Annotated in this window: 12 protein-coding genes; 4 read left to right on the top strand and 8 right to left on the bottom strand. The window is 60.6% G+C overall.

Annotated features, from left to right (window positions below):
* Positions 1 to 29 precede the first annotated feature (29 nt).
* From GLP43_RS11655 to alr, 3 genes are all read right to left on the bottom strand, one after another.
* A complete protein-coding gene (locus GLP43_RS11655) occupies positions 30 to 797 on the bottom strand; it encodes a DNA repair protein (RefSeq protein ID WP_237279440.1) in 768 nt (255 codons plus the stop codon).
* Between the two features lie 165 nt (positions 798 to 962).
* A complete protein-coding gene (locus GLP43_RS11650; RefSeq protein ID WP_237279439.1) occupies positions 963 to 1,436 on the bottom strand; it encodes a paraquat-inducible protein A in 474 nt (157 codons plus the stop codon).
* On the bottom strand, positions 1,426 to 2,460 hold the full coding sequence (gene alr, locus GLP43_RS11645; RefSeq protein WP_237279438.1) for an alanine racemase: 1,035 nt from the start codon (positions 2,458 to 2,460) through the stop codon (positions 1,426 to 1,428). Before alr ends, GLP43_RS11650 begins: the two co-directional genes overlap by 11 nt.
* Positions 2,461 to 2,697: 237 nt before the next feature.
* Between alr and GLP43_RS11640 the strand changes: the two genes are divergently transcribed.
* Both GLP43_RS11640 and GLP43_RS11635 read left to right on the top strand, forming a co-directional pair.
* On the top strand, positions 2,698 to 4,014 hold the full coding sequence (locus tag GLP43_RS11640; protein WP_237279963.1) for an alpha/beta hydrolase family protein: 1,317 nt from the start codon (positions 2,698 to 2,700) through the stop codon (positions 4,012 to 4,014).
* 12 nt (positions 4,015 to 4,026) lie between these two features.
* Positions 4,027 to 4,752 carry a sterol desaturase family protein gene (locus GLP43_RS11635; RefSeq protein ID WP_237279437.1) on the top strand — a complete coding sequence of 242 codons (726 nt, stop codon included), beginning with the start codon at positions 4,027 to 4,029 and terminating at the stop codon, positions 4,750 to 4,752.
* A 45-nt stretch (positions 4,753 to 4,797) separates the two neighbouring features.
* Here GLP43_RS11635 and GLP43_RS11630 read toward each other — a convergent pair whose 3' ends face one another.
* The 4 genes from GLP43_RS11630 to GLP43_RS11615 all read right to left on the bottom strand — a co-directional run bounded on the left by GLP43_RS11630 (position 4,798) and on the right by GLP43_RS11615 (position 9,332).
* Positions 4,798 to 6,300 carry a replicative DNA helicase gene (locus GLP43_RS11630; protein ID WP_237279436.1) on the bottom strand — a complete coding sequence of 501 codons (1,503 nt, stop codon included), beginning with the start codon at positions 6,298 to 6,300 and terminating at the stop codon, positions 4,798 to 4,800.
* Positions 6,301 to 6,457: 157 nt separating this feature from the next.
* Positions 6,458 to 7,138, bottom strand: coding sequence for an orotate phosphoribosyltransferase (locus tag GLP43_RS11625; RefSeq protein ID WP_237279435.1), 681 nt, complete (start codon positions 7,136 to 7,138; stop codon positions 6,458 to 6,460).
* Positions 7,139 to 7,222: 84 nt separating this feature from the next.
* A complete protein-coding gene (pyrC, locus tag GLP43_RS11620; protein ID WP_237279434.1) occupies positions 7,223 to 8,260 on the bottom strand; it encodes a dihydroorotase in 1,038 nt (345 codons plus the stop codon).
* A 70-nt stretch (positions 8,261 to 8,330) separates the two neighbouring features.
* Positions 8,331 to 9,332: a phosphoadenosine phosphosulfate reductase gene (locus GLP43_RS11615; protein ID WP_237279433.1), complete on the bottom strand. Its 1,002-nt coding sequence runs from the start codon at positions 9,330 to 9,332 to the stop codon at positions 8,331 to 8,333.
* A 212-nt stretch (positions 9,333 to 9,544) separates the two neighbouring features.
* Between GLP43_RS11615 and GLP43_RS11610 the strand changes: the two genes are divergently transcribed.
* Together GLP43_RS11610 and GLP43_RS11605 are read left to right on the top strand one after the other, a co-directional pair.
* Positions 9,545 to 10,456, top strand: a complete 912-nt coding sequence (locus GLP43_RS11610; RefSeq protein WP_237279432.1) for an AAA family ATPase — start codon at positions 9,545 to 9,547, stop codon at positions 10,454 to 10,456.
* A 76-nt stretch (positions 10,457 to 10,532) separates the two neighbouring features.
* Positions 10,533 to 11,795 carry a vWA domain-containing protein gene (locus GLP43_RS11605; RefSeq protein ID WP_237279431.1) on the top strand — a complete coding sequence of 421 codons (1,263 nt, stop codon included), beginning with the start codon at positions 10,533 to 10,535 and terminating at the stop codon, positions 11,793 to 11,795.
* On the opposite strand, the gene purL is transcribed toward GLP43_RS11605, so the two are convergent.
* The gene (gene purL / locus GLP43_RS11600; protein ID WP_237279430.1) at positions 11,792 to 13,951 is read right to left on the bottom strand and encodes a phosphoribosylformylglycinamidine synthase subunit PurL; all 2,160 of its coding nucleotides are present in this window, start codon (positions 13,949 to 13,951) and stop codon (positions 11,792 to 11,794) included. The two genes, GLP43_RS11605 and purL, sit on opposite strands and share 4 nt — an antisense overlap.
* Positions 13,952 to 14,191 lie beyond the last annotated feature (240 nt).

Below are 14,191 nucleotides of genomic sequence, written 5' to 3'. Positions count from 1 at the left end.
CAAAGCAAAACCTTGGTGCCCACGCGGGGTTACTCCGCTGCTTTGGGGGGCAGCTCTACCACACGTGAATCGCGGGCCATTTCATCCGCCGATACCCTGCGTTCGATTCCCAGTTCGGGCATGATCTCGCGCATTTCGGCGCGCAGGCGGTCCAGCTGTGCTGCGGCCACGCTTTCTTCCAGCTCGACCTCGTGCAGCCAGTGCTTCATTTCCGAGGTGATGCCCTTGGCCTGATCCAGACGGCTGTTGAACAGGTTCACTTCTTCCTGACGCTGCTTGAGGAAATTGCGCGCGCGTTCGATTTTCTCGTCGGCATAGACGGTCGCCAGCTCTTTCGAGATGTGGCTCATCTGCGCGGCGACTTCCAGAAGGGCGGGTTCAAGCGTGCTGAGATCAGGGTGATCGCGCAGATAGGCCAGCCGTTCGCGCACCGAGTCGAATTCGGAGGACATGTGAAAAACGTCGCCGCGATCCGCCGCATGCACCGCCCCGTAGGCGCGGGTGATGTCATCCATATTGAGCGCAAACTTGCGGTGCGATGTTTCAAGCTGCATGACGCGGCGGTTGGTGGGGATGAAAAAGCAGATGCCCACAGCCAAAACGGTCAGGCCGATCTGCGCATACATCCCTGCATTCTCAACGGGTTGCCCGTCATAGTTCAGCGGCAGTTCAATCCAGGCCCATTGGCCAAGCGCGGCCATAACGGTACAGACGGTGATCGCCACGGCGGCAACAGCGAAAACCGCGAATGCGAGTCTTTGAAAAAGATACTGAATAAGTGCCGTCAACGCGTTCATCTGTCTCACCTTGTGCTTGAGTTGCTGTTGTAAGCAAGAATATGCCGATGTCGGCAAAAGGCGAAGAAAATCTTGTATTTTCCGTAAATGAATCGATTTTACTTGGGAAATTCCAAGTAATTCCACCTATGAGAGTGGGGTGATCACGCGGAAACGCCGGCTTCTTTAGGCGATTTTCTGCGCGCGGTGCCCGATAAACAGGGACGCGAGGATGCAGCCTGTGAACAGGTAGAGCCCCCAAGCCGTCTCGATCCGCCCGATGCCGATCCCCTTGGACAGGGTCACATACAGCGCGATCAGAAACACATCCGCCATCGCCAATTTGCCGATTGCCTGCAAGACGGGCAGGGCGCGTGGGCCGATCAGGCGGAACTGAACCAGCGTCAGGCCGACAGTCTTTACATAAGGCGCGACAAGGGCAAAAGCCGCGACGATCAACGCCAGAAACAGGTCGGTGTCCCAGAGGGATTTCAGCCCGCTCAGGACAGAAATTTCGGTGAGCCCGAACAGTGGTAGCACGCCGGCGCGCAGCAAGGGTGCGGCCCATGCAACGGGGTAGAGGATCAGCAGAGACAGGTTTGCCACGCGCAGCAGCATATCAAAGCGATCTGCGCGGGGCCGTGCCCCATCACTCGACATAGACCCGGTCATAGCGCGCGCCAAGCGCGGTCAGCACCTCGTAGCCGATGGTGCCTGCAAATCCGGCGACGGTATCGACAGACTGATAGTTTCCGATCAGCTGCAAATGCTCTGGCACCTCTGTCACGCTGGTCACATCGACGGTGATCAGATCCATAGAGACACGGCCAATAACGGGCAGTTTGCGCCCCTCGTGGGTGAAAGTGGCCCCGTTGCCCAAGGCGCGGATCAACCCGTCGGCATAGCCCGCAGCGACCGTCGCGACCATTGTCGGGCGTGGGGCGGTCCAGGCGCACCCATAGCCGACGGTCTGGCCCGTGGCGACTTCGCGTACCTGAATGACAGGCACATCCAGCGTCACCACCGGCATCGCATCGGCGAAGGGCAATCCGCCGTATACCCCGATGCCCGGGCGGGTCAGGTCAAAGTGGTAGTCACGGCCAAGCATGATCCCCCCCGTCGCGGCCAAGGATCGTGGCACGTTCAACCCATCCGTCATCTCGCGGAAGGTCTTGAGCTGTCGGGCATTCATCGGGTGGTTCGGTTCGTCCGCGCAGGCCAGATGCGACATGATCAAGGTCGGGTTCTGCGCCAAGGCGATGTCGCGCAGCGCGGCCCATTCCGCGGGGTCCATCCCAAGGCGGTTCATGCCGCTGTTCAACTGCACCCCGAAACGATGGCCGGGCAGAGCTTCGACATGGGCGATCATCTGGTCGACCGAATTGATCATCGGCGTCAGTGCGGCGGACCGGATCATATCGGCGTCACCGGGCATGTGCCCTGCAAAGATGTTGATCGCAGGGCCGGGCCCCAACACGCGCCGCAGGGCAACGCCCTCTTCCGCGACAGCGACAAAGAACTTGCGCGCGCCTTGGGCGGCGAGAACAGGGGCCACGCGGTCAATGCCCAGACCATAGGCATTCGCCTTGATCACGGCACCGGTGTCGCAGCCGGTCATTTTGTTCAGCGCCTGCCAATTGGCGGCAATCGCATTGAGGTCGATAGAGAGGGTGGCTGTTGTCATGGGATTTGTTTTGACCGTATGCCCGCCAAGGTCAAGCCACGAGCAAGGCCACCGGCCAATAATACCTCGCCTTGCGGGGAACGGGACGGAATGTTTGGCCCATTTCCCTAACGTAACGAAACCTTCGCATGATGCTTGCATGGTGCCGCGAACGCGATAGCTTGGTTCCTGACAAAAGACAGGCTGCGCACAGTAGCCGGATATAAAACGGGAGAGAGTTCAATGCGAGTTTCAACAATGACAACGGGGCCCGTGCTGGCGGTGGTCACGGCGATGGCCGCGCCTATGGCGCTGGCCGAGAACCGGATCGATACCCAGATGCCAACGGCCCCTGATATGGCGGCCTATGGCGACGAAGCCATCGGCGTGCGCCAGCTTGATCTGGTGCATAAGGACCAGATCGATATCCTGTCCATCGATCCCGCAGCGGACAAGCCTGAAACCCTACCGCGCTATGATCGCCCGCTGACGGTCGAGGTCTGGTACCCCGCCGCTGATGGGGCCACCGGCGACACCGCGATCAAGGCGTTCATCCGCGATGGCAAGACAGAGGTAACCTTGCAAGGCAAAGCCATGCGCGACGCGGACCCCGCACAACCCGACGCGGCCTATCCGCTGGTCATCGTTTCCCACGGGTATCCCGGCAACCGCTTCCTGATGTCCCATCTGGCCGAGAATATCGCGTCAAAGGGCTATGTCGTGGCGTCCATCGATCACATGGATTCGACCTATCGCACACAGGCGGCCTTTGGCTCTACGCTGGTGAACCGGTCGCTGGACCAGCTGTTCGTGCTGGATGAAATGGCGCGTCTGTCGCAAGACGAAAGCTCTTTTCTTAATGGGTTAGTGGATGTGGATAACACCGGCTTGATCGGCTATTCCATGGGCGGCTATGGCGCGGTGATCACCGCAGGCGGTGGCGTGACCGAAGCGTCGGTCGGCTATGGCTGGGGCGGGCCGCATGGCACCTTGGGCATCCATCAGGCGGGGTCCGAGACGCATAACAACCTGCCCGATCCAAGGATCAAGACCGCCATCGCGATCGGCCCCTGGGGCATGAACACGGGCTTCTGGGATGCCGAAGGCTTGAAGGGCGTGCAGATCCCGATGCTTTTCATGGCCGGGTCCGAGGATATGGTATCGCTGTACGAAAAAGGCGTGCGCGCCATTTGGGAAAACGCCGGCAGCGTCGACCGCGCCTTGCTGACCTTTGAAAACGGCGGCCATAATGCGGCGGCTCCGATGCCCGCGCCTGCAGAATCCTTTCGCGATGACGCTGATCTGGGGTTCAACGTGTCGGGCCACTATACCGATCCGGTCTGGGACACGGTGCGCATGAACAACATCGCGCAGCATTTCGCCACCGTCTGGATGGCGCAGCATCTCAAGGGCGATTCCGAGATGGGGGCCTATCTTGATCTGGTCGAAAACTCCAACGACGGGGTCTGGTCGATGAACGAGGATGGCACCCCGAAGGAGGATCACAGCTATTGGAAGGGGTTCGACAAGGATACCGCCAAAGGGTTGCGTTATGAAACCCTGTCGCCCGAGTAAGGAGCACCGCTGATGATGCGCTTGCGTATCATGTTCTCGCACGCGGCCGTCGTGGTGATGGCGGTCGCCTGTGGGGCGGGGCTGGTTGGCTTGGCGTTCTTCGCGCCGCTATGGGTCTGGGCGCTGATCCCCTTGGGGGTCGCCGCCCAGATGCTGAATGAATACAACCTGCACCGCTATGTGTTCCACCTGGCGCCCCCGCGGGCGCAGTGGGCATTCAACCTGCTGTATATGGCGCACTACGGTCATCATGATTTCCCGACCAACACCAAGCTGTTTTTCGTACCGATCTGGGTCGCTTTGCCGATGCTATTGGTGAACGGAGCACTGCTGTGGGGTGTTCTTGCCCTGTTTGGCGTGCCGCAGGCGGGCTGGATCGCCGTGGCAGTCGTGCCAGTGGGCGGGGTGCTGACCTTTATGGTTTATGAATGGTTCCACATGACCGCCCATGTGAACGTGCCCAAAACGCGGGTAGAGCGTTATGTGACCAGGCTGCACAACCAGCATCACTTCCGCGATTTCAGCAAATGGTTCCACGTCAGCCCCGGAGGGGCGGTGATTGACCGCGCTATGGGGACGGCGATTGACCGAGAGGCGCTAAAGCACCAGCAACGGATTGAATTTATTCGTACTTTGGGGATGCGACCCAATGACCCAAGGCTGATCGCGGCGCGGGAACGCTTTGCCGCCAGATACAATCTGTCAGAGGCAGAGATCGCCCGCGCGGCGGTTGTCTAACCTCCGCACAGAGCATCTATTCATCAAATTAACGGGGTGTGGCGATCAGAATTCCTGATCGCCACCGCCATTTTCACTCTGCCACGGTTTCACAAGGTTACCAAAGCGGGTGTAGCGCCCTTCAAAGCTGAGATCGACAGTACCAATCGGGCCGTGACGCTGCTTGCCGATGACCACTTCGGCACGACCGTGCAGACGCTCCATCTCTTCTTGCCAGATCGCCATTTTATCCAGCTCGTGATCGCCGGGCTTTTCGCGTTCCTTATAGTATTCCTCGCGGAACACGAACATCACGACGTCGGCATCCTGTTCGATCGACCCGGATTCACGCAAGTCCGACAGCTGCGGGCGCTTATCTTCGCGGTTTTCCACCTGACGCGACAGCTGCGACAGGGCGATCACGGGAATGTTGAGCTCTTTCGCGATCGCCTTGAGGCCCATGGTGATTTCCGAGATCTCGTTCACCCGGTTTTCGCCTTTGCCCGTCCCGCGCACCAGCTGGAGATAGTCGATAATCAACACGTCCAGCCCGTGGGTCCGCTTGAGCCGTCGCGCACGGGCGGCCAGCTGGCTGATCGGCAGGGCGGGTGTGTCGTCGATATACAGCGGGCAGGCTTCCAGCGCTTTGGCGGCATCGACGAAACGGCGGAATTCGGTCTCTGTCATATCACCCGACCGGATCTGTTGGGACGGGATCTCGGCCGCTTCGGAGAGGATACGCGCGGCCAACTGCTCCGCGCTCATCTCGAGGCTGTAGAACCCGACAACGCCACCATCTACAGCGCCTTCGGTGCCGTCATGCAAGGTGCCACGGCGGTAGGCTTTGGCGACGTTGAAGGCGATGTTCGTCGCAAGCGAGGTTTTCCCCATCGACGGACGACCGGCAAGGATCAAAAGGTCAGACGGGTGCAAGCCGCCCAGCTTTTTATCCATATCAATCAGTCCGGTAGAGACACCGGATAGGCCACCGTCGCGCTGGTAGGCCGCATTGGCCACGTTGACCGCGTCGGTCACAGCTTTCAGAAAACTCTGGAAACCGCTTTCGGTCTGACCCTGCTCGGCGAGCTTATAGAGCTTCTGTTCGGCCTCGACGATCTGTTCGCGCGGCTCTGACGCAACATCGACCTGCGCGGCTTTGGCAGAAATATCGCGACCCAGCTGGATCAGGTCGCGGCGCACCGCCAGATCATAGATCATCTGCGCATAGTCGCGCACAGCAAAGGCGCTGATCGCGGCTCCGGCAAGGCGCACAAGATAGGCGGGGCCGCCCAGTTCTTTGAGCCCTTCGTCATCCTCCATAAACGCCTTGAGCGTCACGGGGGAGGCGAGGTTGTTCTTGGCGATCCGCGCGGCGGCGATCTCGAAAATACGTGCGTGAACGGGATCGTAGAAATGCTTGGGACCGATGACAGAGGCCACGCGGTCGTAGATATCGTTGTTGGTCAGGATCGCGCCCAACAACTGCTGTTCCGCTTCGATGGAATGCGGCATTGTCTCGGCCGCTTGAACCGTTAGCTGGTTACCGTCGATGCTTGAAATCTCGTTCATGCTACGTGTTGCCCCACTGATTAATGACCCGAGGCTTATCTACCCGAGCCGCCCGTCATCCCGCAATCTTTATAAGCTGTGGATAACCTGATCTCTGCGCTAGCGTAGCATATGTCGCGTGATTTTACACCACGCGACACAATATCATGTGGATTACTTAGGTTTTTTTCCGCGCATCCTGCCACGCTTCGGGCGCGTTCAGGAAGGCTTCGACTTCGGTCAGGGTTTCTGTGTCAAACGCGTTCTGCGCTTTGGCCTCGGCCAGCACATCCCACCAGGTGCACAGGCTGTGCAACGTAACCCCGTGATCGCCCAAGGTCTTTTCTGTCTGCGGAAAAATACCGTAGTAAAAGATCACCGCCGTATGCGCGCAGCTCGCACCAGTATCGCGAATCGCGTCGACAAAGCTGATCTTTGAGCCGCCATCGGTGGTCAGATCCTCGACCAGCAAAACGCGTTGGCCTTCGGTCATCTCACCTTCAATGCGGGCGTTGCGGCCATAGCCTTTGGGCTTCTTGCGCACATAGGTCATGGGGAGCGCCATGCGCTCGGCCACCATCGCGGCAAAGGGGATGCCCGCGGTTTCACCGCCCGCGATATTGTCAAACGCCTCGAACCCCGCTTCGCGCATCACGGTGACGGTCAGGAAGTCCATCAAGGTGGCGCGGATGCGCGGATAGCTGATTAGCTTGCGGCAATCGATATAAGTCGGGCTTGGCAGCCCAGAGGCGAGGGTAAAGGGCTCTGCCGCGTTGAAATGAACGGCCTTGATCTCCAGCAACATCCGCGCGGTCAGGCGCGCCATTTCGGTAGAGTCGGGGTAGCTGGTGGGGATCATGTCATGCGTTCCTTATAGGGCCTTGGCGGTGGGGGCCGGTCCCATCCTGCTGCGACCGGCAAACTGTCTTTGGTACGGGAGCCGTCAGTCGGTGACGGACCAGTTCAGCGGCATCATCGGATCGAACACGGTGACCGGCCCGTCGGGCGTGTCGATGTGATCGGGGTAGATCGCCGGTGTGCGGGTCAGCGTCATCTTCGCTTCGTTCGGAGCCAGCCCGTAGAAATCCGGCCCGTTCAGCGAGGTAAACCGTTCCAATTGATCCAGCGCGTCTTCCTGTTCAAAGACCTCGGCCAGGATCGACATAGTGTTGGGCGCGGTAAAGCAGCCGGCACAGCCGCAGGGCAGCAGCTTGTTCGCGTCCGTGTGCGGCGCGGAATCCGTGCCCAGAAAGAAGCGCGCGTCGCCCGAAGTCGCCGCGGCACGCAGGGCCAGACGGTGGCTTTCGCGTTTGGCGACGGGCAGGCAGTAGTAATGCGGTTTGATCCCACCGGCGAGGATATGGTTGCGGTTGATCACCAGATGGTGCGTGGTGATCGTAGCACCCAGGTTGCCGGTGCTTTCCGTGACATATTGGGCGGCGTCGGCGGTGGTAATATGCTCCATCACGACTTTCAGCCCCACATGACGGGAGCGGATCGGATCAAGCACGCGGTCGATGAACACGGCCTCGCGGTCGAAAATGTCGATCTCGGGGTCGGTCACCTCGCCGTGGGTGCACAGGGGCAGGCCGATCTCGGCCATGCGTTCCAGCACGGGCGCAACAGTGTCAAAGTTCGACACGCCGCTGGCCGAATTGGTCGTCGCACCGGCGGGATAAAGCTTGACCGCGGTGATCAGCCCGCTGGCATGGGCGGCTGCCACATCGTCGGGATCGGTATCCTCGGTCAGATACAGGGTCATCAGCGGCTTGAAATCCGTGCCCTCGGGCAGTGCCGCTAGGATACGATCGCGGTAGGCGGCCGCATCGGCACCGCGCACCACCGGGGGCACCAGATTGGGCATGATGATGGCGCGGGCAAAATGCGCGGCGGTATGGGGCAACACGGCGTCCAGCATCGCGCCGTCGCGCAGGTGCAGGTGCCAATCATCGGGGCGTCGAAGCGTGAGGGTCTGTGTCATGGGCACTCCGCTAGCACAGGGCGTGCGGGCGCGCTAGTCTCGGCACGAGTTTGGCACCGTGTTTTGGCCTTCAGCCAGTACCTTGGGCGGCCTCGGGGTTGGACGCGCCCTGATCTGTGCCGTCACCTTTGTCAGCTGCGTTTCTCAGTGCGATTTCCGCCTCGATCTGCTTTTGACGCCGCGCAAAACGCGGTGCAGAGGTTCGGTCCGTCACAAAGCGGCAAAGCGTGAGGATCAGAGGCTCGCGTTGGTCTTGTTCCAACGCATTCAACAGGCCGCGCAGATAGGGGCGATGATCGCGGCGGGCACGGGCGCAGCGCGCAAAGCTGGCGATGTCTAGTGCGCCCTCTGCAGCTAGGGTCAGAAGCGCTTCAAACTGGTCCAGCTCTAGCAGTTTCGATTGCAGCGCCGTGCCCATGCGCCGCATCCGAAGTTTGGTCACATTGGGGCGGGTGAACAGGCTGGCATGCATCGCGTCCAGCGGCACAGTTGGGTCATAGATCACAAAGGCGGCCTCGGCCGCGTCCAGCATATCGGGGGCATATCCGAACCGAGAGGTGAAATCCGTGCGCCGCATCTCTACAAAGCGATCGTCCCATTCGGTCACGCTGGGGTCCAGCGTCGCTTGCGGCTGGATGGCAACGACCTTCGCACCCGGTGCCGCGACAGAGAATGCCGCAGCCGCATAGCCGCCCGGACCCGCGCCATAAAAGACCACGCGGTCAAAGCTGTCGAAAAAGCCATCGTCGATCAGCCGGTCGAAAAACGCATAAACTGGCTCATCTCGGAACCATGTATCCCCTTCTGACGCCAGACAAAGATGCGACCAGCCTTCGCTGCGCACCATTTCCCACCCCAAAGGATGCGCCATAGATGACAAGGCGCGCATCCCGTTGATGGTTTCAAAGCTGACCAGCAGGGTAGAGGATTTTTCCAGAAACATCGCATGGTGCCGTGACCCAAGCGCTTCATAGAACCCGCCATTCTGCGCGACCTGCTTCACAGCATCCATCCACTCGCTTTTGGAATAGTCCTCAAAAGACGTGTCGAGCGTTACGGCGGTATCGATCATGGTAAACTTCCTCAATCGTATCTGGGCACAGGAAACCCTGGCTTTTGGTCTGAGGTATCGGCGCATTAAGGCGAAAATGCGGAGATTTGAAGCACATTTATAGCACATTCTGTGGTCGCTCCAAGGCATAGAGTCTGCTGAACCCCGTGCAGACCCCTTGACCGCGCGGGATCAGAATGCACCACTCGTCCCAATCACAACCGGAGAACGCCATGCAACTGCCCCCTTCGATCGACGCCGTGCAAGAGCTGCTTGCGGGGCAGGGATATGTCTGCGGGCGCCCCTTGGCGACGGTGGTGTTCCTGAGCCTGACCTTGGGTCGGCCGCTGTTCCTCGAGGGAGAGGCGGGCGTCGGCAAGACAGAGATCGCCAAAGCATTGGCGCTGGCATTGGACCGCAAGTTGATCCGGCTGCAATGCTATGAAGGGCTGGACGCCGCCACGGCGGTCTACGAATGGAACTTCCCTGCCCAGATGGTGGCGATCCGCACGGCTGAAGCCACCGGCGATCGCTCGCGACAGCAGCTCACCACAGAACTCTTTAGCGACGAGTTCCTAATCGAACGCCCCTTGCTCGAAGCGATGCGCCCTGACGGACGCGGTGCCCCCATCCTGTTAATCGACGAGCTTGACCGCACGGACGCCCCGTTCGAAGCCTTCCTGCTTGAGGCGCTCAGCGATTTTCAGGTCACAATCCCTGAACTCGGCACGATCAAGGCCCCCGAGCCGCCCATTGTGATCCTGACCTCGAACCGCACGCGCGAGGTGCATGACGCGCTCAAACGCCGTTGTCTTTATCACTGGGTCGACTATCCCGATTTCCCCCGCGAGATGGAGATTCTGGCCGCCCGCGCCCCCGAAGCCTCAGCTGCGCTCAGCCGCGAGGTCGTGGCCTTTGTCCAGCACCTTCGAACCGAGGACCTGTTCAAGAAGCCCGGCGTGGCCGAAACCATCGATTGGGCGAAATGTCTGCTGGCGCTGGATGTGATCAACCTCAGCCCCGAAACCATTGCGGATACGCTTGGGGCGATCCTGAAATACCAGGATGACATCGCCAAACTTCAGGGATCAGAGGCGAAACGTATCCTCGATCAGGCCAAAGCCACGCTGGACGCGACCCCTTGACTAATACTGCCGCTTCCAAGTGGTCTAAAATCCTCGGGGGTCCGGGGGCCGACAGCCCCCGGCGGCAGGCGACCTGATGGAACATCTACCCCTAGACCTGCCCGACAACCCCAAACTTGCCGGCAATATCACCCATTTCGCCCGCGCCCTGCGCCGCGCCGGTCTGCCCATCGGTCCCGGCCGCGTGATCGACGCAATCCGCGCGGTAGAGGTGGCAGGGTTCACCGACAAAACCGATTTCTACTGGACGCTGCACGCCTGCTTTGTGAACCGTCCTGAACACCGGACCGTCTTTGCGCAGCTCTTCCGGCTTTATTGGCGCGACCCGCGGTATCTGGAACATATGATGGCCGCGATGCTGCCCGCGATCCGTGGCGTCCAAGAAGACCGCCCCGCCCAAGCCGCCGAAAAACGCGCGGCAGAGGCGCTGTTGGACGGTGCCGAAGCGCCGGAGCGGGACAGCCAAGAGCCGCAAGACGAGCGCGAGACAGAGATCGAGGTCGATGCCAGCCTGACCATGTCCTCGCAAGAACGGCTGCGCAGTCTTGATTTCGAACTGATGAGCCTAGCGGAGGTGGCGGAGGCCAAAAAGATGCTGGCGCGGTTGCGCCTGCCGGTCAAACCCATGCCGTCACGCCGTGCCATGACGTCCCCAAGGGGGCGGATCGACGCGGGGCGCAGCCTGCGGGCCGCGCTGCGCCGGGGCGGAGAGATGGACAAGCTGGTCTTGAAAACCCCGCGCCCACGCTATCCCAATCTGGTGGTGCTGTGCGATATCTCCGGGTCCATGAGCCAATATTCCCGCATGGTGCTGCATTTCCTGCATGCGGTGAGCAATGCCAAGGGCGCGGGCTGGGCGCAGGTGCATGCGTTTACCTTTGGCACGCGGCTGACCAATATCACCCGCCATCTGGCGACGCGCGACGTGGATGCAGCGCTCAAGGCGGCGGGGGCAGAGGCGCAGGATTGGGAGGGCGGCACGCGTATCGGGGCCTGTATCGAGGCGTTCAACCGCGACTGGTCGCGGCGGGTCATGGGGCAGGGAGCTGTTGTGCTGTTGATCACCGACGGGCTGGACCGCGATGCGCCCGATGATCTGGCGCGACAGATGCAGCGGTTGCAACTGTCCGCACGTCGGCTGATCTGGCTAAATCCGCTGCTGCGGTGGGACGGGTTCGCGCCCAAAGCGGCGGGTATCCGTGCGATGCTGCCGTTTACCGACAGCTTTCGGGCCGGTCACTCGATCGCGTCGCTGCAAGAACTGGCAGAGGTGATCTCCCGCCCCGATGACCGGGGCGAGAAAACGCGATTGATGCAGGTGATGGGGGCGACGCCTTAGGCGAAGGTTTCAGCAAAAGCCCCGCGATAGGTCGCCGACAGGTCAGCCAAAGGCGCTTTGACGCCGCCAAAGTTCACGTAATCCCCGCCGAACTTGCCGACACTTTCCAGATGCAGACCGGCGTTTTGCGCGGCGATCATCAGGGCTTCGGCCTGATCGAAGTTACAGGCGATCAGGTAGCGGGCTTGATCCTCGCCAAACAGAACCTGCGTATCGGCGGAATCCAAGGTCACGCCGACGCCGGCCTCGTCCGCCAGTTCAAAGGCTGCCAGTGCCAGACCGCCATCAGACAGGTCGGTGCAGGCTTTGATCAACGCGCGGTTGGCACGGATGAATTCACCGTGGGCTTTCTCCAGTGCCAGATCGACATGGGGGGCGTCGCCATCGCGGCGATTGAACACTTCAAGCAGCAGGGCGGATTGCCCGATGTGCCCTTCGGTGGCCCCCAGAACCAATGCGACATGGCCCTCGCGGACCTCTTTGCCGATGATCTCGTCCGTGTGCTTCAGCAGGCCGACCGCGCCAATGGTGGGGGTGGGCAGAATGCCTTTACCGTCGGTTTCGTTATACAGCGACACGTTGCCGGACACGATGGGCATGTCCAGCGCGGCAACCGCTTCGCCGATGCCTTTCAGCGCGCCGACGAACTGGCCCATGATCTCGGGCTTTTCGGGGTTGCCGAAGTTGAGGTTGTCGGTGGTCGCCAGCGGCAGTGCCCCCACGGCGCAGAGGTTGCGGTAGGCTTCGGCCACGGCTTGTTTGCCGCCTTCGACAGGGTTCGCCTTGACGTAGCGCGGCGTCACATCCGAGGTGAAGGCGATCGCCTTGTCGGTGCCATGCACGCGCACGATGCCCGATCCCAGACCGGGGGTGCGGGCGCTGTCGCCCATGACCATCGTGTCGTATTGTTCAAACACCCATGCTTTGGACGCGTAGTTCGGGCTGGAGATCAGCGCGCTCAGCCCGTCGATGGGGTCGATGCCGGGGACATCCGACAGCGGTTCGGCTGCGGGTGTCTCGACATAGGGGCGGTCGTATTCGGGCGCGTTGCCTGACAGCGCTTTAAGCGGTAGGTCGGCTTTGACCTCGCCATTGTGCACGATCAAGAAACGGTCCTCGGCAATTGTTTCGCCTACGATGGCGAAATCGAGGTCCCATTTGTCGAAGACGGCTTTCGCCTCTGCCTCAAGTTCGGGACGCAGCACCATCAGCATCCGTTCCTGGGATTCCGACAGCATCATCTCGTAGGCGGTCATCGCGTGTTCGCGTGTCGGTACTTTCTCAAGGTCAAGGCGCACACCAAGGTTGCCCTTGTCGCCCATTTCCACGGCCGAGCAGGTCAGGCCCGCAGCGCCCATATCCTGGATCGAAATCACGGCACCGGTCGCCATCAGTTCTAGCGTGGCTTCCATCAGGCGTTTTTCGGTGAAGGGGTCGCCAACCTGAACGGTGGGACGTTTGTCTTCGATGGTGTCGTCGAACTCGGCCGATGCCATCGTCGCGCCGCCCACACCGTCGCGGCCGGTTTTCGCACCAAGGTAAACCACTGGCATGCCAACGCCGGAAGCGGCGGAATAGAAGATCTTGTCGGTGTCGGCCAAACCCGCGGCAAAGGCGTTCACAAGGCAGTTGCCATCATAGGCGGTGTCAAAGCGCACTTCGCCGCCCACGGTCGGTACGCCAAAGCAATTCCCGTAGCCGCCCACACCCGCGACCACACCATGCACGAGTTGGCGCGTCTTGCGGTGATCGGGCGACCCAAAGCTGAGAGAGTTCATCGCCGTGATCGGACGCGCGCCCATTGTGAAGACGTCCCGCAGGATGCCGCCCACGCCGGTCGCGGCACCCTGATAGGGTTCGATGTAGGAAGGGTGGTTGTGGCTTTCCATCTTGAAGACCAGCGCTTGGCCGTCGCCGATATCAACGATGCCCGCATTCTCGCCCGGTCCGCAGATCACCTGCGGGCCTTCGGTTGGCAAAGTGCGCAGCCATTTCTTTGACGACTTGTAGGAACAGTGTTCGTTCCACATAGCCGAAAAGATGCCCAGTTCGGTAAAGGTGGGTTCGCGCCCGATGATATCCAGAATACGCTGATATTCTTCGGCATTGATGCCGTGGCTGGAAATCAGGTCTTGGGTGATGGCTGGTTCGGTCATGGTGCGCGTTTTCCCCTAGCAATATGCCACACCTCTTAGATCAAGCGCAGCGCGGGGAAAAGACCTAAGGCTCGTGAAGGGCCATAGCCAAAAAAAAGGCCGAGCACGAAGCTCGGCCGAGTCCAACAGGGAGGTATGAAGTAGCGGCGCGGAGCCGCCCGTCTTCATACCGCCCAATTAAGTGGCGTTCGTGCACGGTTCAAGGATGGAATCGTTAATCTATGACATGCCCGTTATGCG

It is taken from the genome of Sulfitobacter sp. M39, assembly GCF_021735935.1.
Lineage (GTDB): Bacteria > Pseudomonadota > Alphaproteobacteria > Rhodobacterales > Rhodobacteraceae > Sulfitobacter.
This window is presented reverse-complemented; position numbering and strand designations above follow the sequence as displayed.